Genomic DNA, 20,403 nt, shown 5'->3' with positions numbered 1-20,403 from the left:
TTAACTACTTTAGAACTATAAATCAATTTATAATGTACTACCAATTTTATGAATGATGCAAGAGCACATGGAGTCTTATGGCTACAGCTCTATGAGTTCGATGAGCATCATATTCTGGTTGCTACGCTAATTAATTTTATGCACCTCACTCACTGGCTGTTTTGCCGGCTTGTATTGAATGTGACAATTGTCTGCACCGGTTGATTCAATAGTGATTTCATCTTTATCCGCACTAATTGTCATTGGGCCGGTGTAATACTTGCTCATTCCCTTAACAAAAGCTTGTGTTACCTCAGATGTTGTTGGAATGGCAGGAACAAAATGAGTCAAAACTAAATGCTTTACATTAGCTTGCTGCGCCATTTTCGCAAGCTCTAGTGAATCAGAATGGTAGTTCTTGGTTTCCAGCGAGAATGCAGCATCCAATCTATCGCCTTTTGTCATCGCTTGTTGGTAGATTTCTTGGTTTAAAGGATTACTAAGCACTTCATTAATCAAAAGATTGGCGTCTTTAGCCTGAGCTGCTAGTGTAGGAGTAACTTTGGTATCACCACTGATGACTATTTTGCATCCTTTATAGTGGACAACGTAACCCAGCGCTGGATATACGGGTTCATGCGAAACCGGAAATGCGATAATTTTAATATCCGAGTTATCATAAACGATTTTATCGTGTTTCACTGCATCCACTAATTTGGGGATCCCAAATCCCATTTGTGGATCGAGTCTTCCGTGGCTATTTGAAGCTCGAAAAATGACATCCAGTTGATAGGCTTTAGCCAATCCTTTTACAACTTGCTTGACTCCGTATGGTCCATAAATATTGATGGGTTCGTTACGTCCATTATTCCAGGTAGCGTTAATAACCTGACCCAAGCCACTGAAATGGTCAGAATGCCAATGTGTTATAAATACATTATGAATTGCAGGGTAAGGCAATCCCATCGAAGCTAAAGTTTGAATCGCTCCTTCACCTGCATCAAATAGCATAAATTGCTTATTGGCAATCAGAGCAAGGCAGGCTGGTTTGCGAATCTCTTGCATGGTAACTTCCGGATCTCCAGTGCCACAGAGATAAAGATGCATCTTACCATCGGTCAATAAATCTTTTTGAATGGGACTCTCTAAATACAAAGCAGCGAATGAATGGCTTGCATAAGCAAATAAAACCAAGCTAAATGTTTTTAAGGATTTAATGAGCATGGGTAAAAGTCCTTTAAAATTGAGAGTATGGGAAACATTCAGTCCAGTTGGAAATTTTCCAATTCCCTAATCGCCAATTTTCAAAACCCTTCAACACGGGTAGGCAGGAAGGAACATCCATACGAATAAATTCTACATTGACTACTGCTTTAGTCGGAATCGGTTTTCCTTTGAATGCATTATCTTCTTTTAATTCTACTTTTAAAGTCTTTAGTGCATACAAATGTGCAATACCTTTAATCAAGTCAATATTGACTTCAATATTGGAAACTTGAAACCTTAATTTCGTAAAATTAGAAAAATTCTTTTGAGTGAAATTAATAATATTGGTTTTGCCTTTAATGGGCGTATCGAAAGAGGGTACAATTAAGCAGCTTTCTGCTTTATCTAACCATAGTGCATCGATATCAGTGATATTTTGATTTTCCAATCCGTGCACATATTGCATAAACAAATGCGATATATATTTTTTTGTTTTCTCAAGCTTGTTAAGGTAGTTCTGATAATAATCCAATGTTTCTTCAATTAAGGTTTGCGTAATAGGATTAAGCTTATTCTTTATGTGGAGTAAGCGTTTAAGTAATTCAGGAGATAGTTTATTAGGGTATTGCTGCAACATCAGCAATGCGGGCATCATTCGGCCTTCTTGTTGCTCATCCGCTAACCAATCTGCTTCTGGGAAAAAAGAAAAATATAATCCTACTGCCATCATATTGGTAATAAATCGTTGATCATTTATTGCAGTTTGAATTTCAGGATGAGCGATGTCTTTTACACCGCTATCGATTAATGCTTGATATTTTTTAACATTATCAAATGTCGCTAACGATGTCCCTTTACGATAAAACGTTCCATTATCAGTAATCATGCCTTGTTTGTTATCAGGAATTAATTTATCTGGATCTATTGCAATAGATGAATCGTTCATGCTGAAAACTCCTCTATAATTTCATCAACCATTTTTTGTAAAGTCGGAGTGAGCGTTGAATATTTTTCCTTTAATCGTTTCACAATTTCTGGAGTAACTGCTTCAGGTTGTTGAGTAAAATAAAGCAAAATAATCATTAATCTGCCTTGATGTTCGCTATGCAACCATTCCTCGGGAGAGAAGAAACCAATGATATCCAAGGTCTTTAAGGAAGGTACAAGTTTGGATTCGGTCTCGATAATGTTCAGTAGATTTTTTTCTTGGCCGATAGGGTCTAGTTGTGTCAATTCATCAAAGAAATAAGCATTGATCATGCTTACACCATACGAAGCAGCACGAGTAAAAGAGCCATCATTTTGCAATTCACCAATTTGGTTATCCGGTATCCACTTTATAGTCATAGAGAGCTCTCAGGTGAGTTAGAGAAAATTAGCTGTAAAAAGAGAGTAATTTGCAGTAATAACAATAAATTAAACTATAAGAGTAAATTTTTCTAGTTAAATAGAAAATGAAAGACCAAGATCATAATGTGGTCTATAAAACCACCTTAAGATGAATTTATATACTACATTTAGAGTAATAGATGGGCATATGAATTTCTTCAGAGGTGTCCGCAATGCCACACCCATTATATGAAATGTTAAAAAGTATTATTCTGGATGATAGGCTTATCTATGATGAACAATATGCCTCAGAAAAATTACCTTGTGGGCTAACGAACTTGCAATTTGCGGGATTACTGTTGTTAGCAGAATATGATCTTCCGCATAAGCAAAAGCAAGATTTTAAAATCGATCTGGAGGTTTTTCATAAACGCAGAAGTAAAATTATATCCCATTATATTAATGATGTTATTGGTAATCTCGATCTGAATGAGTTGGCTGGAAATCTTGCTCAGGTATTATTCACAGGTACTGAATTGGATTTATCAAAAGAATTAATGCTGAATAAAAGCAATAGAGTCCACCAAGAGTTGGCTGAGCATTTACGGGAACAACTCATACTATTAAAGGAATTTACGTATCTCTCTCGCCATCATCAACATTGGCAGCGCATACAAGAAAAAATCAGTGCAAATGGGCAATCTTTCGAAGATCATAGGTTAAGCTTGAGCGAGTATTCTTATGTTATGAATGCATCTAAGGCGAGTGCATATCTACAAAATGTTGATGAGATGATGGATGCAGCGGCTCGATTTTCTTCAAATGTATATTACTCTCCAGAAGAACAATTCGTCTTAAATCTATATAGAATTTCTGTAAATTTTCGTACATATCAACTCAGATTAGAAGAGGATCTTCGACGAGAAGTTGCTAATAAACGAGATCCATTGTTATACGTTGCTATCATGCGCTACCAAAGAGATCCCAACAGGAGTGAAGAGCCTCTATTAAATAGTTCAGTTGGAAATACAATAAAAAGGATTTCTGGTGGTATGCATGCTTCTGTTTTTACTGATCTTGGAGGTGATGAATTAAGAGAAGTTCATATTTTAAGATCAGGTCCAGTTAGTGATCCTACCAATGTTGGTTCGATAGCGCGTAATGATGTATTTGAACTCGATATTATGGCTATGGTTAGTGAATCGATGAAGGAACGGTTAAAGGCCCGATATGGTCCACAATGGCAAATTGCTGTTGAAATGAAGTTTAGAGAAATACAACAGAATGTCTATGCGGATGCTGTAGTTAAATATGCTCATGTAAGGGCAATAGAGCCCAAAAGTTATAAACAACTAAGGTATGGGATTACAGGGCATTTATTTGGAAGAAACACGTTGTTTGCTAATACTACTCTAAAAAACGAGGAGTTAAGGGCGCAAAAACTTTATAATGGAGAGAATTATGAACAAAAAACTGAGATGTTATGTTCTGAGTTTGTTTGTCTCACACTGAATGCTGTATTTTGTCAATTAAATAAGTGTCTTCAGGATGAATTAGCAACTAATAGCGTTGTAGTAAAGCCATTATTACCTAAAACTGAGATTACGGATTATGTAACACCAGCCAGGTTAATCGAACTGATAACTCAGAGTGGATGCGCGAAGAAAGTATCTTTAAGTGCAACAGTTGATACCCACTTTAAATTCGATGGAGGTTCAAGCCATGCACCCGGTTAAATTGGAGTTAATCAATTCAGTACTTAATGAAACTAAGTTCCTTTGTAATATGGAGCATAAAGATCTTAATGCCTCGACGCAAGCAGTTTTACGATTGACTGATGAACAACTCTATGAACTCATTTATAAAATTATGCTTAGCGTACCCGATAAATTAATTTATCTATCTGACAAAAATAAAGTCAACTATTATGTGAAGTTAATCGCCAGTGAATTTGTATTGTTTCAGGTTAATGAGGATGTAATGGATCTTGATTATCCAGTTTGTTTCTCGAATTTTATTGTTGAATTGAATGGTACGTTAGTTTCTGATAGGGGAACAAGAACAAACAAGACTACTATTGGCAATAAAATTTGAAATGTGATTATAATGGTAAACGGATAGTTTTTTATCACATGGAAGGTGCTAAATGAGAAATATATTTCAATGGTTAATTGAGTTTCTTGATGTAATTGTTGGTGTTGAGGAAGAAAAATCGAACAAACATTGTATGAATGCTTATGAAGCTCAAGAAAAGTATAATGCTGGCTTAATCCCAATGCGCGAATACAACAAAGAATTTGAACGCAAGGATAGGTTTTAAGCGGTAACTGAATATCATATGACTGTTACGTAGTTCATTCATTGGGTTATGGAACTTCAGTAAGTACAGCCTGGTTGCTTGCAACTGATTTTTGCTCAAATCAGTGCATGAACCCGAGGCTTGTCCGCGAGTCCCATTATTTTAGTGCGGATCTTCTGAGAAAAATTGCTCATCTGCTCTCAAGGTGAGAACTTCATATCCATCCTCAGTTACTAAAATTGTATGTTCCCATTGTGCGGATAATTTATGATCTTTGGTGACAACAGTCCATCCGTCTCCCAATATTTTGACCCCTCTAGTACCCAAATTAATCATTGGTTCAATAGTAAAGGTCATTCCTGCTTGTAATTGTAATCCTGTATTGGGTTTACCAAAATGCATGACATCAGGATCTTCCCACATTGTTCTGCCAATCCCATGTCCCCCAAACTCACGAACTACAGAATATCGATTTTTTTCAGCATGCTCTTGGATTACGCTTCCTATATCTCCGAGTCGAACCCCTGGACGCACTATGGCTATGGCTTTATAAAGACACTCTTGCGTAACGGCTACTAATTTTTTAGCAAAAGGTTTTACATCGCCAACGAGAAACATTTTACTTGTGTCACCGATATAACCGTCTTTTTGCACAGTAACATCAATATTAATGATGTCACCGTTCTTAATTATTTTATCAGAAGGTATTCCGTGACATACAACATGATTAATAGAGGTGCAAATGCACGCTGGAAATCCATGATGATTTAAAGTTGAAGGTATGGCTTGCAAATCTTCAATAATATATTTGCGACATATTTGTTCCAGAGCACTGGTTCTTACACCAGCAATAACATAAGGTTCTATCATTTGGAGTACTAATGCGGCCAGATTTCCTGCAACCCGCATTTTTTCTATTTCTTCATGCGTCTTCACTAACATCGTGTATTTCACCTAATGATGCTTGATTTATTAAAATTTTGAGAATTTCAGGATAAGTAATAGAAGGATTTTCTTCTGCCAATTTTCCTATTCTAATCCAGTATTCAGCTTGTGAGTTTATTGAGCGGCTCATGGCTCTAGCCATCAGCTTTGTCGCTTCATGTAGTTCATTGGAAATTTTTACAATACCCATATAGTCCTCCTAAAAAAATGGATTGTATAGCGATTTAAATTAAATTGCTACAATATATAGCATAATATATTGTATGTTATTCTAATATAACCTTAAAACATTCGACCTCCAATCATTTTTGATACTGAGTCAATCAAGAGGAAATATAGGCTGTAATTGGATCGTTATTCAGGTACTATTGATAAAATATAAATGTAGATAAAAAGGAATAATTTAATGATTAATCATATTGTTGTATTAAAATTTAAAGCAAATTTAACAGAGTCGGATATTTATTCTGCCGTAAATCAGCTAGGAAATTTAAAGGAAATAATCCCATCTATTAAAGACTTCTCATTTGGAAAAAATTGTAGCCCTGAACAATTAAATAAAGGATTTACTCATGCATTTGTTATGAAATTTGATGATTTGAATGGACGGGATCTTTATTTAGAGCATCCAGAGCATAAACGAATCGCTACAGAGGTATTAGTTCCTATGTTAGAAAATGGTTTGGAATCGGCTGTTGTTATTGATTATGAAAGCAAATAGTAAAACTGGCAACTGTATCTGGTTCTTTGCAACCAAGATATAGTTGTTGCTACCGAGCCTATTAATTTAAACTCCATTCAGCGACTGGAATTTCTGAATATTGATTTTTAATATACTGCTCAAGCAGGCTATTAAAATCATTTTTGTGTTTCGCAAGATAGTTCTCTTGCCATATACTTCCATTTTGATTTCTATCAAGCCTGCTTTTAATTATATCCAAATAAAAATGCGCCTCCAGAGTGTTGACTCCCAAATCTTCAAGACCTTTAGAAGCCAAGGGTAATAAGTTTTTTAAAAGAGTACTCGCCTTAATCTTGCCAGAACTCCAATTTAGCCTCGCTTCTAATCCGTAACGAGCTGATTCATAAAAATTTTTCAAGATGGAATTATGAGAAATTAAAGAGGATAAGGAGGGCGGGTTATTAGCATAATAATAGGTTATGCCATAAAAAAACGCGGCATTTGCTATCATATCTACTACAGTTGGACCAGAAGATAATACACGGTGTTCTATTCTTAAAAAGGGTTCATTCTGTCGATTAAAGTCCAAAATGGGTCTGTTCCAACGGAAAATACAACTATTTTGACATCTTACATGAAACATCTGATTAATAGATTCTTTATATGCAGCAAGTGGCAAGAGATAAGGGAAATTATTTAAGTTATTTTTAAAAATGGAAAATAAAGTGTTTTGTACATAATTCGGTTCAAGAAAAACGGTTTTTTGCAGTGGAAATGGAAAAGTATAAAGTTGTTCAAAAATGCTGATTCTTGTTTCACTCCATAAGTGTTTCCCACAAAAGTAAGGTGAATTACTACTAAGAGCTAATAACGGGGCCGATAATAATTGAATTATATTAAAATAATGAGTTAATTGATGTTGAGGAACTTCTAGATGAAGTTGCAAAGAACATATTAAACCTTCTATAGCTAAAGATTCTGGATATAAAAGAAGACTTTCTTTTGCTCCATTTATATGAATGGATAAGGGTTCTCCTTTTCGATATTTAGCTACAAACTCATTCATTAAGATATAAATTTTTTCTGGTGTAATATATAAATGGCTAAAAAGAGCCGGATCTGCCTGGGGTATTGAACCGAGCAGCGCCAAATGATGTTGGGAGTTAAGGGCCATTTCACAACATTTATTCCATATAGCTAAAATACTTTGATGTAGAAGAGATAAAAAATTCTCTTTTAAAGGAAAAACAGGCGTATTAATTTCTAATTGAGTGGTTCCTGCTTCTCTTACCAATTCTTGAATATTTAGTTTTCTCGTAAAAAAAAGATTATGAGGTGATAATCGATAGTCCTTATCTAAAATAAGAAATTCAATTTCTGCGCCTCCATTGATGGATTCAGATTTAAAGCAGTCTTTCGCAAACCATTCTTTTAAGAGTTGTGTTTCAGCAGCTAAATTTTTTTTAAATAATTCGCAATCAATTTTATAGTTTCCAATTTTTTTAATATGCATTGTTTAGTCCTTAAGTATTTAGACTAAAGTTTTTGTAATGAAATACTTAAATTCGATTCAACCATGAAGCAATGATTCACTGGTATAATTTGCCATTTAAATCCATTAGTTGACAATTTTTCGGAAGCAATAATTACATATTTGTAAATGCCTTCTTCGGTTGCGCTTTTTGCTAAAGCCTCACTTAAAGAGAAATACATTGTTTCAGGTTTGGTTCGTGACGAAGTGCAATAACGAAAAGCGACGATACGTTTCCCATCTGTGATGCAAATATTAAAGTAGCTCACTGCTTTTTTATGATATTTTTTTACTAACTCATTAATTATATTCAATGTTTTTAGTAAAATGTTGTATATATCATAAGAGTTCTTTATTTTTAAATTTTTTGCCAATTGTAAAAATAATGCGAAAATCAATTCTGAGTCGGTGCTTCCTTTAACCCAGCTATAAATATCTTCATCTAATAAATTACTCATTTGACGTTTAATTTTTTTGAAGTATGGAATAGATCCGTTATGCATAAATAGCCAATTTTTATATATAAACGGGTGGCAATTAAAATGAGAAATACCGCCAGTACTTGCTGCGCGTATATGAGCAAAAAAAAGCTGAGCCCTGGTTTTTTTTGCTAGATAGGAAAAATTGCGATCATTCCACGCAGGAAAAAGTGAAGTGAATAAAGCCGGCGTTTTATCAAAAGGAGTATACCATCCTAAGCCAAATCCATCTCCATTGGTCAGAGTACGTGATTCTCGAGCCAAGAGGCTTTGTTTTATAAGCGAATTGTTAGGTTTTACTAAAAGATTAGCTAATAAAATATCCTCTTTTCCTATGTAAGCTACGAACCGACACATGATTATTGTCCTTATCGAGGCTTAAAACCATTCATATCATTGTAATTTTAGGAAAGGAGAAATAAGATGTCCAAAATAATATTCAAAATAGTCACTTTTTATTCATTTGTGACGGTTGCCAGGATGTGAAAAGATGTCTTCTAGTTCTGAAACAATGTTCAAGCATTTTATTGCGATCGGTGCTTTATCAGCAATGGTTGCCACAATTTTAGGCGCTTTTGCTGCTCATGGCCTAAAGGCACAATTGAGTGACTATCAGATGCATATTTTTCAAACAGGAGTTTTTTATCAATTTACTCATAGCCTGACCTTATTATTCGTTGGGGTGATTCTTTGGCATATTAATAACCGATTGATCCGAATTTCAGGATGGTTGTTTTTTATAGGAATTTTGCTATTTTCAGGAAGCTTGTATTTAATGAGTGTGTTGAACGTAAAAGCTATTGGAATTGTCACTCCCATTGGCGGTACATGCTTTATCTTTGGCTGGATTTTACTGGTTTTGGGGATATATAAAACAAATGCTTAAAAGGATTGGTATTATGTGTGCAAATTCATCGTGATTTCAGTGAATTATCCTGTTTTTAAATTCCTTTTAAAAAAGTTGTAGAATTTATGTATTTGTTATAAACATCAAGCGATTATTTTTATGAAATTAAACCATCAATTAAAAGTCATTCTAGCCAGCGCATCCCCAAGACGGTTACAAATATTGCAAGAGTACGGATTGAATGTCGTTGTCATGCCTGCTGATATTGAAGAAATCTTACAAGAGGATGAAGGGGCTAAAGCCTATGTAACCCGGTTGGCTCAAGAAAAAGCTCAAACTATTTTGTTACAGTCAGCGGTAGATACTGCGGATTTTATTTTGGCAGCAGATACTACAGTAGCTTACCAGAATCATATTTTAGAAAAACCCCAAGATTACGAAGATGCGTATAGAATGTTACGTATGCTTAGTGGCAACTCCCATGAAGTTTATACGGGTTATGCGCTAATTTTTCTACCAGAACAAAAGTGGTGTATTAACTATGTGACAACCCACATTACTTTTCATAACCTTACAGAGCAACAAATTCAAAATTATATTGATTCAGGAGACCCTTTCGATAAAGCTGGAGGGTATGGCATTCAGACAGTTCGTGATACATTTGTTAAAGAAATAAAAGGTTCCTATTACAATGTTATGGGCTTACCCATTGAGGAAATTTTGGAAAAAATTTCTTTTGAGTATTCTAAGGATCATACTTGAGGCCTATAATCTTTACTTAACTTTTTCTTGTTATAATGACTCATTCATTTTTTTAATCTGGAAATCAACATGATTGAGTCAGTGAAAAAAGCTCTTTTGAACAACAACGAGGAAGTTTTTAAGCAAAAAATTCGATTATGTAGCAAGGAACGTCTCAACGAAGTTGACTGGCAAGGCAATACGCTGCTCCATTTGGCAGTGGAGAAAGGTTCTTTGTATTTCGTAAAACAGTTACTTGCTCACGGTGCGGATATTTCTCTGAAAAACAGGGAAGGTAACAGTGCATTACACCTTGCAGTGCAAAGGGGCTATTTTAATATAGTCAATGAGATGCTAGGAATTTCACCAGCAGCAAAAGACAGAAAAAGAAAAGAAAAATGGATTGATAAAGATCGTAGCGTTAAAGTAGAAACACTTAAAGCGTCTCAGAGTAGAGCAATAACCCTGCTTAATGTACCAAATAATAAAGGTGAAATACCGCTTGTTATTGCAGCCAATTTAAAGGATGACCTGATTTATAAAAAACTTCTGCTACTTGAACCTGCACCTGGCTACGCAAAAAAGCATATTGATAAGGCTTTAAGCCTGAGGCAAAAACACATAGGCAGTTTGCAGAGTAAAAGTCTTTGGGCTGCATTGTTGGAAACATTTTGCCCTTCCGCATCTCTAGCAGAATTAACCGAATCGTTTGCCTATACTGGATTATTGGCTGGAACGAGTGCCGCGGTGGCTTTGGGCTTCAATATTGCGTTTGCCATTATCTCCATTTTGGGATTTAGCATGATTATGTATGCTAATTATAAGAAAAATCAATCTGAAAGGAATGCCATTCGTGAACTGGAAGAATTACAAGCGGAACTGGCTTTTCTGCAGGGAATTAGAAAAAGAATAGCGAAGCTTGCCTCACAACAGTCGTTAACTCCCGAAGAAAAAAAGGAACTGGCATTAATGAGGGAAGAATTAACCAAGACCATACAAAAACCTACCCTTGTTAAGGGCCATGAAAAAAATGCTGCTGATTATGTAACCAGGAATGATAAAATACTCGTTGCATTAAGTTCGGTTGGCAGTTTTTTATGCACATACTCGGGAGCTTTAGGTATTATGGGGCTGGGTTTGGCAGTGGGTGCTGAAATTCTCGGTACCAGCTTGGCTGCCCTTATCATTTCTACAGGTCCAATCGGCATAGGTGTTGCTCTAGCTGTAGGATTAATTCTGGCCGGAGCCCTTGCTTATTACCACTATGAAACCAGAACACAAGACTATTTGATTTTTGGAGAGCAAAGAGCCTCTATTCATAAGTTGCAGTACAATATTTATAAAGAACAACACGATCTGATTCATGGCTCAGATATGGTTCTGAATAACATTGATCGTTTAATTGAGACACCCCAAAAACCGAAAGAATCAGAGGGTGATAATAATTTAGATCAGAAAAAAAACGCTCCAGAATCTCTAGCCAATAGATATGACCATGGTCATAAACCAGGAGAGATTTGTTCTATAGAAACAGGGCAGCTCAGTAGTCATGGCCTCATGAAGACTCGGAGCTTACCTGGGCTTTACACGCTAAATGAACGTTCCGATTTAAGCAATAAAGTGTGAGTTGCTCAATTTATAACTGGGTTCAGTGAGATGCTCTTTAGACTTTATATGTCTTTCATTGAATCAATCCGCATATTATAAAAACATATTTTGAATCATCTCCTATAATTAATGGTGTAACTAGCAATTAATTATTGAGGTAATAAATGCTTAGTCGCGATGAGAATGATTTGCCAATACCCCAATCAACTGGCGTTACAGTTACCAGGCAGGTAAAGAACTTAACTCAAGACCCTACCTATAAGAGTGCAGATTTTTTTGATAAATGTGCGGTAGAGCCGAATTTCAAGGTGGATAAAGAGCAAATCACGATTCAAGCATCAAAGGCGCCTCCACCAACTGTCACAGAGGATGATTTAACAATCCCCGATTTTTTTTTAAATGATCTGACTCCCGATGAAATAGTAAAAATTGCTAATCAACTAATAGCTTTTGCTTATGACCCATTAAACGTGGCGCATCACCTTAAAGACTTAGATATGGTGCTGGGAAAATTAATGGAAGAACAACAAATTTTACCCTCACAGCAAAATTCACTTCCTAATTATTTAATTGCTGGAAGAGGAAACTACATACCTGGAGCTCCTCCACCTGACTATCAACCTTTGAAAAAGGGAAGAATGCTTGATACGTTATTATTAGAACGCGAGAGTTTGCGGGATGTAAATAAACATGGTTTTATCGTTAAGTTTATTGGTTTTGTCAGTAGCATGATAGCGGATCGCATCGTTTCAAGTGGTCAACTTTTTAATGAAAATAAACAAGTCAATCGTGTACTTTTACATGGTTCTTATACTCATCGACTCTTACTTGAAGCATTTGCCCATGCGATAGAAAAGGGCGAGATCGATTTAAATATTAAATCAGAAAAGAAGCTGAACTTTGTTCAATTGTTACATATCCTTGTTTCAGTAAAAGCAAAAAATGGTCAAAGTCTTTGGGAAATGGGGTTAGATTCTGTAGATGATTCTCAACGTTCTTCCAATGCACCATTGGATGCAAAGCAATTTAGTTTTAGTTGTCGCTCACCTTTTGTTTTCAATTCCCTATTATTATGTTTTGGTAAGGAGCTGGGATTACCTAATCTTCAAACATATATGCTAGACAGTCATTACAAAGCTGCATATGAAATGGTTTTACGCTCCAAAGAAAAGATGGCAAAGGCAGATAAATTGCCTCATTATTCAGAGATTGATATTTCGAATGAAAGAATATATGAACGTTGTATGGAGTATTTTTCTATAATGGCTGAAAGTTATGGGGAGGTCGGCGGTAACACTCCATTTACAATCGATGAATTAGCAATGCTCTCTGATGAGCGCTATATATCATCAATGTGGGGACCAAGTGTACGGATGAAAATATCATCCCCTCATAAACCAGGGGTTTATACAGGTTGGATGGAATTTTTTCAAAGTAAGAGCGGTGTAAAAGAGCCTATTCCAAATCAATCTAAAAAGCACGAACGCTCTGAAGAAGATGGCGAAGAGCGATATGGTAAAAAAAGGTAAAGAATATTGCCTGGTATCAGATTTGGGGCTAAGGTATCCATAGGATTATCTCCTCATGTCTCAACCCCATAAATTGTACTCGGATGCTTAGTTCATTTCTTATTCAATTGATTGATTAATGACAACAATTTTTTATCTTCTTTAGTTAACATAGTATCTGAATAATCAGCATTAGGTTCATACCACCATTGCTTTATGAAGTAGTTTTGCAAGTCGGGGGAATTGAATCGACGACCGTATTGGGCATAAATGGTATTACGGAGAATCCGTAATTCTTTGGCGCTTAATTTTGATAAAGAGCTAATGGGATTCTCTGAATTTAACATGGGATAAATCATTGTATGGCGAACATAACTTTTTGGGGTGTATAAACAAAGTTGCAAATCAGCTTTAGGCTGAAAATGAGCCAAATTCCATACATATTTTCTGTCTTTGCCATGACCCATAATCTTTATGCCAGCAGGTTTAGGCTTAAGATATTCAGATTTGGGATCTACCTCAGAACACAAGCGTGTGGGAGTGTTGGGAATGACCTCTAATTGAGTGTGGCCAATAGTATTATCACGCCATAGTGCTCCGGTTTTGAGTACATAGGAAACCCAGTGAAAACCCATCACATCATAAGTTGCTCCCGTTTCATAATCATGGTGAATGGAAACGGTTGCTGAAGCTGGGAACCTAGTGTTCCATACATAAGCATCATTATAATACAAGCCTTGCTCCTCATTAGCGGCGATTTTTTCTTTATGGGAAGAAACAGGTGTATTATCAACTCGAACTTGGAAGTTATAAACCAGAGCTTTTCCTTCAGTGGTTTTTTGGCCTTGGGGAAGGGCAATTGCACTCATTCCATTATTTATTGGAAAAGGAAAGCCCATAGCGACGTCGATTTGTTTATTTAAAGTATTTTTAAATTGAAAATCACAACTGTAATGCCAGGAGCCATTCCATTCGGAAGTATTTAATTGTTTACCGGTTATAATTATAACTTCTTTAACCATCTTAATATCAGGCTGTGAAACAGGGATAGGTAGCGATCCATTGCCTCCCAAAGCAGTATCGTTAGCGAATAGGCTTTTAGAACAGAACAGAATAACAAATAGGAACAAACGCTCTGATTTTTTGCTTGAATAGCGATAAAGTAAATTCATGTAATTTTCCCTGAACAAGAATAGAGTACTACTTTATTTTTTTATATGGTTTATAGCAAGTCTAAGTGAGGAGCCTTCCTATCAGAGTTTTTCTTGAAGTGATGATAATCATAGACAGTATCACCAATGCTCTTCGCACCTCACGGGATTGGATATGCTATAAATAATAAGATTGAAGAATTTAGCTGCTTAAAATTTAGGGAGAATGATAATGCATACACGGATTGATTATACTAAATTTGCTCCTGATGCGGTTAAAGCGATATTAGGTCTTGAACAGTATGTAAATAGTAGTGGATTAGAACAATCTCTTCTTGAACTGATTAAGCTACGAGCGTCACAAATTAACGGTTGTGCTTACTGTGTTGATATGCATAGTGCTGATGCCCAAAAAGCAGGGGAGTCTGAGCGTCGTCTTCACTCAGTCGTTGTATGGAGAGAGTCCCCTTTTTTTACTGCTCGTGAACGAGCAGCTTTAGCTTGGACTGAAGCAGTAACTTTGTTATCAGAGACCCATGTTCCTGATGATATTTATAATGAAGTTTTAACATGTTTTGGTGAAAAGGAGATCATTGCTCTTACTATGGCAATTATTTCTATCAATAGCTGGAATCGTATTGCAGTGAGCTTCCGTAAATTACCGAGCTAAGATATTTGCAGTGAACGGTAGCAACTGTCTGGAACAGTTGTTACTTTCTCATGATTCGAAGTTGTCTCAAATAAAGCTGATTTTAAAGAATAAAAGAGTGAAAAAGTTTATAGATGCTTATTTTTAAAGTAATAAAATAAAAATATCACAAGGAAATAAACGAATAGTGGTTTAATAAATATATTAAATATCAAAATCATTTGTAAAAACAAATTGTTTGAATGCCATAACATCTGACATAGTTTTAAGATATTGAGTGGTTGGTAGGGTTTTATATATAACAGTAATGCAACGTACTGAATGATAAAAAAACCAACTATTGTACAAGAAATAGCAATCAGGTGCCTAAACGAATAGAGAATATGAAACCATGGATGTTTTTTCATTGATTTTCCTTGGATTTACTGCCACCCAATGTCCTCCATCTTTTCGGCTTTATAAAGATGTTCCGCGTTTTCAATAGATTCTTCAATTGTAATACCTGCCTTAAGATGCGGTATATCAAATGAACTCTGAGCGGATGAATTTATTAATAAGATGTTGAAAAAAATTGATCCTCAAATGAATGCACGTAAAATAGTTAAAATATCATCATACTAGTTTTTAAATTCAAAATTCAATGCCTGATCTCATGTGGGTGTTGCCTATGTGTGTTAATATCTATCCTGCAAAAATAATTGTATTTCATGGAGAGGGTGTATTATGTTTTCACGATTTTTTTCATCAAGTTGGTCACCATTTAGTGCTTTATTTTCAGAAGCCCATTCTGAAACCAATAATGAAGAACAATCGAACTTCCAATATGAATTAAATGCTGATGAAAAGAGACAGCTAAGGAATTCAGAGGCTAAACCAAAAATTGTTGCGCTTTATGAGGAAAATGATGGTGCAAAGAATGCTGACCTGGCGATTGAGCATTTTGAAAATGATGGATTAGAGGTAATCAGGGTTTCTCCTGATGAAGGATTAAATCATCCTACGTTTACAAGTAATTCTTTTGACGGTATTTATTTGCCTGGTGGTTCAGATATCCCTGTGCACGATGATAATGATCCGCGTAAAAAGTTTGAAGGCCAACTGACACGACTGGCACGCACTCAGGACATTCCTCTTATGGGGATATGTCGCGGTGAACAAGCTATTGGGCATCATAATAGTTTGGAGGTAAAGGATTTGTCAGACTATGAGAAGCATTATGCTGTTGAGAATAACGCGAGTAATCCAGATTTAAATAATACAGTCGTTGTTGAAAAAGGAAGTCAATTGTATGCCGCATTACAGAGTGAATTTAAGGACAAGGATGGGCCTATGGAGTATTCGGTTACCTGCCTTCATCATCAACATATACTCGATAATTCAAGTCATAGTGAGGTACAGGCAACAGGTCGTAATAAATTTGATAATACAATCGAAAGCATTGAAATAAAAACAGGAAAGTATTATTCATTTGGTGTACAGCATCATCCAGAAGTACTTATACATTCTTTTGAGAATGCAAGAAAAGAAAAAATTATCCAGGCAGAAATAGAAGCTGAAGAAGGCCGATATAAAGCGAATTATTTTGATCCTGAGATGGCTTTCGAGACAGAACTTACATTCGTTCAAAAACTAAGAAACGCTCGTTTAGAATCAATAGATGAACGAGCTGCCAAGGCAGAGATGCGTTTTTTTACCAAGCAAGTTAAAAAGCACTTTCTTGAACAAGAGTCGAAGCAAAAAGAAAAACAACCTGCTGATGTAGATTCAAGTGTACATCATACTCTCTGGATATAAATCTCATTACTACCATATGCCTCTTATAAGCCAAGGAAGGCAAAGAGCGAACTGTTAATACCACTCCATACGAAAGTAAGCTGCACTCATTGCCTAGGCGCGCAGATTCCTCCTATATAAATTTTTTCTAGTACATCAATGAGGGCATCCATCTTGTTGTGAGTACTGCACAGAATAAGCATCAACGAAATTTATAAATATTTAATAAAAATTAAATGAGCTAATAATAGTTACTTAATATTCAAGGAGTACAATTTGTATATTAGATGGACACGCTTGGTATGTTGTCTAAATTATGAATTGAGGTACGCTATTATGTTTCAGAAATTTACTGATTATTTATCCAATCTTGGCTCTGCAAAAAATACAAGCAAAGAGAAGCCAAAATTCGAATACACTTTAAATAGGGATGAAAAAGAACTATTAAAGCATTCGGAAGAAAAGCCCAAAATTATCATACTTTATGATCGCGAGGGAGGTACAATCTATTGCGACCTTTTGATTGATTATTTAAAAGGTAAAGGATTTGATGTTATTCCAGTTACACCCCAGGAAGGATTAAGTCATCCCGCTTTTAACGGTAGGGTAGATGGTATCTATTTACCAGGCGGGCCCAATGTTCCAGTACAGGATGATAGTGATCCGCGTAAGAAATTTGAAGGAGAACTTACAAAATTAGCCGAGAGTCGGGATATCCCTCTTTTAGGTATATGTCGTGGACAACAAACAGTTGGACATTATCATGGTTATAAAGTAACTGACATACCCGAAGATGCTGAGCAGCATGAACTTCATTATGAGCATTTTGATGCCGTTTATAAAGAAACCCAAGATGCCACCTTTAATAATAAAGTAGTCGTTGTAGAAGGAAGCCAATTGTATAATGCGTTACATTCTAAACTCAAACATAAAGATAAGAGTAATATAGAATATAATGTTACTTGTCTTCATCATCAACATGTAGAGGAGAATCAAGATAATAACAGTCTTCGAGTTACTGGACGTGGTAAATTTGATAGATTAGTTGAAAGTTTTGAAAAAAGGACAGGGAAATATTACACCATCGGTTTCCAACATCATCCTGAAGCGGTCATAAGTATTTGTGGTGAGGTAAGAAAGATAAAACTAGATCAGATAGATAGAGACTCATTGGAAGCACTAGCTGATGTGGATCCTGTTTCGGATCCAGATGAGCTATACCGTGTTCGATACCAATGTGAGAAAAAAGAGTCGGAGGTTCTGGAAGAAACTTGGAATGAAAAAGCAGCAAAAGCTGAGATAGGCTTTTTTTCAAAACAAGTGAAACAACATTATCTTGATAAAGCTCCCAAAAAAGAAGAAACACAGGATACGAACGATTATTATTATCCTCCTTGTATCTAATTTTCAACTCATAGCATATTTCCCGAACCAAGGAGGGTTTGTTGGGAGCTCTTCATCAAAATAGCTTCTCTCATACGCAGCCGAATCTACAATTCCTAAAACCAATATTTTTTTGATGTTTTGTCTGAATTTGATCTGTCTCAAAAGCCTTAGATACTGAGATCGATACCGCCAGTGAGTCCATATGCACTCTTTACTTGCGTTCCGAAGTAGTGTTGTATTAATGGGATATTAGCACCTAAATAAAAGGAAACATCCTTATGTATATTTACTCTTAAGCCCGGTAATATAAAAATACTATTTCCACCACTGTTTGGATCTGTTAGTCCTGCGATATGATCTTTTGCTGCGTATTCGCCATTAAGCTCTATAACTCCATCAATGTGCAATTTATCCTGTTCACTTTTATACAGCTCGATAACCGTCGCAAAATTATAATCAAATAGTGAGCCTATGGTTGTCTGCTGTGTACCCTCGGTACTTTGGGTGTAAATTAAATTTGAACTTAATGAAAAGTTGTTAAATTTTTTTGAAACAATAATTCCTGCAAATGGAGTCCAGGCGCCACTCCCTGGTTGATCCGATGCGGAAAATAGTATTCCATAGTTATCTCTTGCTGTGGTTTTACCCGTTGGGGCATTAATTCCAGAAAGTAAAGCCAGTGAGGCAGGATGATTGTTCTCATCTAATAATCGCCACAGAGAAAAGAAGTTGGTATCACCTATTCCAGAAGAATTTCCTAAATCAATAATGTTTCCAACATTTGTTTCTTCATTAAAATTAACCGCAGAGATGGAGGAGTTAAGCACATAAGGAAGGCTGGCGCCAATGGTTATATTTTTTTCAAGTCCATAAAATGCCAGAATATAATTCGCAAAGTTAGACTTTTGGCTTTCGGCTAAAGGATGCTGCAAAAGAATGGTATCAGAAAGAGGGATACTGGGATAATATTCTAGTCTTTGACTGATGCCTATTTCACCTTTATCCAGGGTATCAGCGGTTGCGGTAGTTATTGGTGCGCCGATCCCGGTAGAGTAACTAATCGATTTTTGAGGAAAACTAACTGCATAGAGTTTTAAAGAAATGCAGCAGTATAAACCTATTACCCGCTTTAACGTTTTTTTCATTTCATGAATATCGGTTAAAATTTTATTCTAACTTAGAATGTTAATTATGCCCAATAAACGATAAAAGATAATCAGTAACCTCAGATTGGTGTAATAAAATAAACAAACTGAGAACGAAGCAAATGTACCACTGTACAAGTGTGATCGCCAGGTTTAAGGACTGTAAATAGACAATCAGAACTCTTAAATTACAAAATAAGTGACTAATAATTAACATTATTATATTATCGCATTTTTTTTTGCAGTGAGAGAAAAATGCCATCAAGTCAATTAGCAGTTTTATGTCAACACATTGAAAATCAAGATACCGACCATTTTGGTAAATTTTATATGTATGTCAGTTTGCTAAATACCCTGACAGCAAGAAATAATTCATTTGCTGATGGATTGCCTCAATATTCAGGGGCTTTTTTCAGGGGAAAAAAAGCACTAAACGTTGGAGACATACCCACTGAATTTACCAAACAATTAAATAGTTATGCTCGAGAGTTTATTAATTTAGAGCCTCACTGGTCTAAATCACTGCATAATCTTGTTATGGCTTATATCCGTAAGGGGAATGTTTCAGATTTAATCTATATTATCGATCAAATGCTCAGTCATCTTGCGTCAATACATGGAAAGCAAAGTCATAATAATGATATTTATTCTGATATTAAATTTGACAAAAATAAGGAAAAATTAGCTGATTTCATTAAGGAAATTTCAGCTTTTAACCAGCAATTATTATCCATTACTGATAATAGTTGTAATGCAGCATTATCTTTATTGGCAGTTACTACAGGATTCGTATTGGTTTTTACTATTGCACCTCTGATTATTAGTTTGCCACTTGTATTCGGCGGATTGTATGGTGTCTATCATTTTACAACAGCAGCAATAGCACAAATAGAATCATTGGAATCGCAAATGGAGCAAGTAAGTAAAAAAATGAAAAACCTACCAAGAGATAGAAGTTTTTTTGGTAATCCTAATCACCATGCTTTTTATACCGCAGCAATTAAACCGTTACCCTATGCAGCAATTACAGCGATTGAGCAATTTATGGTTGATGAGTCTCAACAGGAAGAATTAAAAAGCTTTCGGGAGGGGTTGGATTTGGCATTTCACCCAGTCTTCTTCGGATGAATCCAGGAGTTTTATCA

At 35.7% G+C, this 20,403-nt stretch carries 21 protein-coding genes; 12 read left to right on the top strand and 9 right to left on the bottom strand.

Features of this window, described 5'->3' with window-relative positions:
* Positions 1-126: 126 nt before the first annotated feature.
* The 3 genes from BW930_RS14440 to BW930_RS14430 are packed head-to-tail and all read right to left on the bottom strand — an operon-like array spanning position 127 to position 2,532.
* Entirely contained in the window at positions 127-1,203 is a 1,077-nt protein-coding gene (locus BW930_RS14440; protein WP_058468840.1) for an MBL fold metallo-hydrolase, read from the bottom strand.
* A gap of 13 nt (positions 1,204-1,216) precedes the next feature.
* Positions 1,217-2,131 (bottom strand): hypothetical protein, encoded by a 915-nt coding sequence (locus tag BW930_RS14435; RefSeq protein WP_058468839.1) that lies wholly within the window; start codon positions 2,129-2,131, stop codon positions 1,217-1,219.
* Positions 2,128-2,532, bottom strand: coding sequence for a hypothetical protein (locus BW930_RS14430; protein WP_058468838.1), 405 nt, complete (start codon positions 2,530-2,532; stop codon positions 2,128-2,130). Before BW930_RS14430 ends, BW930_RS14435 begins: the two co-directional genes overlap by 4 nt.
* 215 nt (positions 2,533-2,747) lie before the next feature.
* Here BW930_RS14430 and BW930_RS14425 point away from each other — a divergent pair, with 215 nt between their 5' ends.
* From BW930_RS14425 to BW930_RS17210, 3 genes are read left to right on the top strand one after another with little or no spacing between them, the layout of a single operon-like run.
* Positions 2,748-4,250 carry a hypothetical protein gene (locus BW930_RS14425; RefSeq protein WP_058468837.1) on the top strand — a complete coding sequence of 501 codons (1,503 nt, stop codon included), beginning with the start codon at positions 2,748-2,750 and terminating at the stop codon, positions 4,248-4,250.
* Entirely contained in the window at positions 4,237-4,608 is a 372-nt protein-coding gene (locus BW930_RS14420; protein WP_058468836.1) for a hypothetical protein, read from the top strand. Before BW930_RS14425 ends, BW930_RS14420 begins: the two co-directional genes overlap by 14 nt.
* Before the next feature lie 52 nt (positions 4,609-4,660).
* Entirely contained in the window at positions 4,661-4,834 is a 174-nt protein-coding gene (locus tag BW930_RS17210) for a hypothetical protein (protein ID WP_165481620.1), read from the top strand.
* Between the two features lie 141 nt (positions 4,835-4,975).
* On the opposite strand, the gene map is transcribed toward BW930_RS17210, so the two are convergent.
* Both map and BW930_RS14410 read right to left on the bottom strand, forming a co-directional pair.
* Entirely contained in the window at positions 4,976-5,755 is a 780-nt protein-coding gene (map, locus tag BW930_RS14415; RefSeq protein ID WP_058468835.1) for a type I methionyl aminopeptidase, read from the bottom strand.
* Entirely contained in the window at positions 5,736-5,948 is a 213-nt protein-coding gene (locus BW930_RS14410) for a ParD-like family protein (protein ID WP_058468834.1), read from the bottom strand. The genes map and BW930_RS14410 overlap by 20 nt, the downstream gene beginning before the upstream one ends.
* 216 nt (positions 5,949-6,164) lie before the next feature.
* On the opposite strand from BW930_RS14410, the gene BW930_RS14405 reads away from it, so the two are divergent.
* Positions 6,165-6,479, top strand: a complete 315-nt coding sequence (locus BW930_RS14405; RefSeq protein ID WP_058468833.1) for a Dabb family protein — start codon at positions 6,165-6,167, stop codon at positions 6,477-6,479.
* Positions 6,480-6,540: 61 nt separating this feature from the next.
* Here BW930_RS14405 and BW930_RS14400 read toward each other — a convergent pair whose 3' ends face one another.
* Complete coding sequence (locus BW930_RS14400; RefSeq protein WP_058468832.1) at positions 6,541-7,953, bottom strand: glutamate-cysteine ligase family protein; 1,413 nt, start codon at positions 7,951-7,953, stop codon at positions 6,541-6,543.
* A gap of 23 nt (positions 7,954-7,976) precedes the next feature.
* Entirely contained in the window at positions 7,977-8,807 is an 831-nt protein-coding gene (locus BW930_RS14395; protein ID WP_058468831.1) for a class II glutamine amidotransferase, read from the bottom strand.
* Positions 8,808-8,940: 133 nt separating this feature from the next.
* Here BW930_RS14395 and BW930_RS14390 point away from each other — a divergent pair, with 133 nt between their 5' ends.
* From BW930_RS14390 to BW930_RS14375, 4 genes are all read left to right on the top strand, one after another.
* Positions 8,941-9,336, top strand: a complete 396-nt coding sequence (locus BW930_RS14390) for a DUF423 domain-containing protein (RefSeq protein ID WP_058468830.1) — start codon at positions 8,941-8,943, stop codon at positions 9,334-9,336.
* A 120-nt stretch (positions 9,337-9,456) separates the two neighbouring features.
* Complete coding sequence (locus BW930_RS14385) at positions 9,457-10,059, top strand: Maf family protein (RefSeq protein WP_058468829.1); 603 nt, start codon at positions 9,457-9,459, stop codon at positions 10,057-10,059.
* A 69-nt stretch (positions 10,060-10,128) separates the two neighbouring features.
* Positions 10,129-11,664 carry an ankyrin repeat domain-containing protein gene (locus tag BW930_RS14380; RefSeq protein ID WP_058468828.1) on the top strand — a complete coding sequence of 512 codons (1,536 nt, stop codon included), beginning with the start codon at positions 10,129-10,131 and terminating at the stop codon, positions 11,662-11,664.
* A 290-nt stretch (positions 11,665-11,954) separates the two neighbouring features.
* A complete protein-coding gene (locus BW930_RS14375) occupies positions 11,955-13,175 on the top strand; it encodes a hypothetical protein (RefSeq protein ID WP_131756893.1) in 1,221 nt (406 codons plus the stop codon).
* 92 nt (positions 13,176-13,267) lie between these two features.
* Here the strand turns inward: BW930_RS14375 and BW930_RS14370 are convergent, their stop codons facing one another.
* Complete coding sequence (locus BW930_RS14370) at positions 13,268-14,326, bottom strand: YARHG domain-containing protein (RefSeq protein ID WP_058468826.1); 1,059 nt, start codon at positions 14,324-14,326, stop codon at positions 13,268-13,270.
* A 211-nt stretch (positions 14,327-14,537) separates the two neighbouring features.
* Between BW930_RS14370 and BW930_RS14365 the strand changes: the two genes are divergently transcribed.
* The 3 genes from BW930_RS14365 to BW930_RS14350 all read left to right on the top strand — a co-directional run bounded on the left by BW930_RS14365 (position 14,538) and on the right by BW930_RS14350 (position 18,131).
* Positions 14,538-14,975 carry a carboxymuconolactone decarboxylase family protein gene (locus BW930_RS14365; protein ID WP_058468825.1) on the top strand — a complete coding sequence of 146 codons (438 nt, stop codon included), beginning with the start codon at positions 14,538-14,540 and terminating at the stop codon, positions 14,973-14,975.
* Between the two features lie 702 nt (positions 14,976-15,677).
* On the top strand, positions 15,678-16,748 hold the full coding sequence (locus BW930_RS14355) for a gamma-glutamyl-gamma-aminobutyrate hydrolase family protein (RefSeq protein ID WP_058468823.1): 1,071 nt from the start codon (positions 15,678-15,680) through the stop codon (positions 16,746-16,748).
* 315 nt (positions 16,749-17,063) lie between these two features.
* Positions 17,064-18,131 (top strand): gamma-glutamyl-gamma-aminobutyrate hydrolase family protein, encoded by a 1,068-nt coding sequence (locus BW930_RS14350; RefSeq protein ID WP_058468822.1) that lies wholly within the window; start codon positions 17,064-17,066, stop codon positions 18,129-18,131.
* Positions 18,132-18,280: 149 nt separating this feature from the next.
* Here the strand turns inward: BW930_RS14350 and BW930_RS14345 are convergent, their stop codons facing one another.
* Positions 18,281-19,258 carry a transporter gene (locus tag BW930_RS14345; RefSeq protein ID WP_076547577.1) on the bottom strand — a complete coding sequence of 326 codons (978 nt, stop codon included), beginning with the start codon at positions 19,256-19,258 and terminating at the stop codon, positions 18,281-18,283.
* Positions 19,259-19,513: 255 nt separating this feature from the next.
* Here BW930_RS14345 and BW930_RS14340 point away from each other — a divergent pair, with 255 nt between their 5' ends.
* Complete coding sequence (locus BW930_RS14340) at positions 19,514-20,386, top strand: hypothetical protein (protein WP_058468821.1); 873 nt, start codon at positions 19,514-19,516, stop codon at positions 20,384-20,386.
* Positions 20,387-20,403 lie beyond the last annotated feature (17 nt).

The sequence above is a fragment of the Fluoribacter gormanii genome, assembly GCF_900156395.1.
In the GTDB taxonomy this organism is placed as follows: Bacteria; Pseudomonadota; Gammaproteobacteria; order Legionellales; family Legionellaceae; genus Legionella; species Legionella gormanii.
The sequence above is the reverse complement of the archived record's forward strand: the minus strand, read 5'-3'. Positions and strand labels throughout refer to the sequence as shown.

Excerpts from the sequence above, each read along its gene's own strand:
- BW930_RS14440 (WP_058468840.1), bottom strand. The coding sequence starts at position 1,203 with ATGCTCATTAAATCCTTAAAAACATTTAGCTTGGTTTTATTTGCTTAT.
- BW930_RS14435 (WP_058468839.1), bottom strand. The coding sequence starts at position 2,131 with ATGAACGATTCATCTATTGCAATAGATCCAGATAAATTAATTCCTGAT.
- BW930_RS14430 (WP_058468838.1), bottom strand. The coding sequence starts at position 2,532 with ATGACTATAAAGTGGATACCGGATAACCAAATTGGTGAATTGCAAAAT.
- BW930_RS14425 (WP_058468837.1), top strand. The coding sequence starts at position 2,748 with ATGCCACACCCATTATATGAAATGTTAAAAAGTATTATTCTGGATGAT.
- BW930_RS14420 (WP_058468836.1), top strand. The coding sequence starts at position 4,237 with ATGCACCCGGTTAAATTGGAGTTAATCAATTCAGTACTTAATGAAACT.
- BW930_RS17210 (WP_165481620.1), top strand. The coding sequence starts at position 4,661 with ATGAGAAATATATTTCAATGGTTAATTGAGTTTCTTGATGTAATTGTT.
- map (WP_058468835.1), bottom strand. The coding sequence starts at position 5,755 with ATGTTAGTGAAGACGCATGAAGAAATAGAAAAAATGCGGGTTGCAGGA.
- BW930_RS14410 (WP_058468834.1), bottom strand. The coding sequence starts at position 5,948 with ATGGGTATTGTAAAAATTTCCAATGAACTACATGAAGCGACAAAGCTG.
- BW930_RS14405 (WP_058468833.1), top strand. The coding sequence starts at position 6,165 with ATGATTAATCATATTGTTGTATTAAAATTTAAAGCAAATTTAACAGAG.
- BW930_RS14400 (WP_058468832.1), bottom strand. The coding sequence starts at position 7,953 with ATGCATATTAAAAAAATTGGAAACTATAAAATTGATTGCGAATTATTT.
- BW930_RS14395 (WP_058468831.1), bottom strand. The coding sequence starts at position 8,807 with ATGTGTCGGTTCGTAGCTTACATAGGAAAAGAGGATATTTTATTAGCT.
- BW930_RS14390 (WP_058468830.1), top strand. The coding sequence starts at position 8,941 with ATGTCTTCTAGTTCTGAAACAATGTTCAAGCATTTTATTGCGATCGGT.
- BW930_RS14385 (WP_058468829.1), top strand. The coding sequence starts at position 9,457 with ATGAAATTAAACCATCAATTAAAAGTCATTCTAGCCAGCGCATCCCCA.
- BW930_RS14380 (WP_058468828.1), top strand. The coding sequence starts at position 10,129 with ATGATTGAGTCAGTGAAAAAAGCTCTTTTGAACAACAACGAGGAAGTT.
- BW930_RS14370 (WP_058468826.1), bottom strand. The coding sequence starts at position 14,326 with ATGAATTTACTTTATCGCTATTCAAGCAAAAAATCAGAGCGTTTGTTC.
- BW930_RS14365 (WP_058468825.1), top strand. The coding sequence starts at position 14,538 with ATGCATACACGGATTGATTATACTAAATTTGCTCCTGATGCGGTTAAA.
- BW930_RS14355 (WP_058468823.1), top strand. The coding sequence starts at position 15,678 with ATGTTTTCACGATTTTTTTCATCAAGTTGGTCACCATTTAGTGCTTTA.
- BW930_RS14350 (WP_058468822.1), top strand. The coding sequence starts at position 17,064 with ATGTTTCAGAAATTTACTGATTATTTATCCAATCTTGGCTCTGCAAAA.
- BW930_RS14345 (WP_076547577.1), bottom strand. The coding sequence starts at position 19,258 with ATGAAAAAAACGTTAAAGCGGGTAATAGGTTTATACTGCTGCATTTCT.
- BW930_RS14340 (WP_058468821.1), top strand. The coding sequence starts at position 19,514 with ATGCCATCAAGTCAATTAGCAGTTTTATGTCAACACATTGAAAATCAA.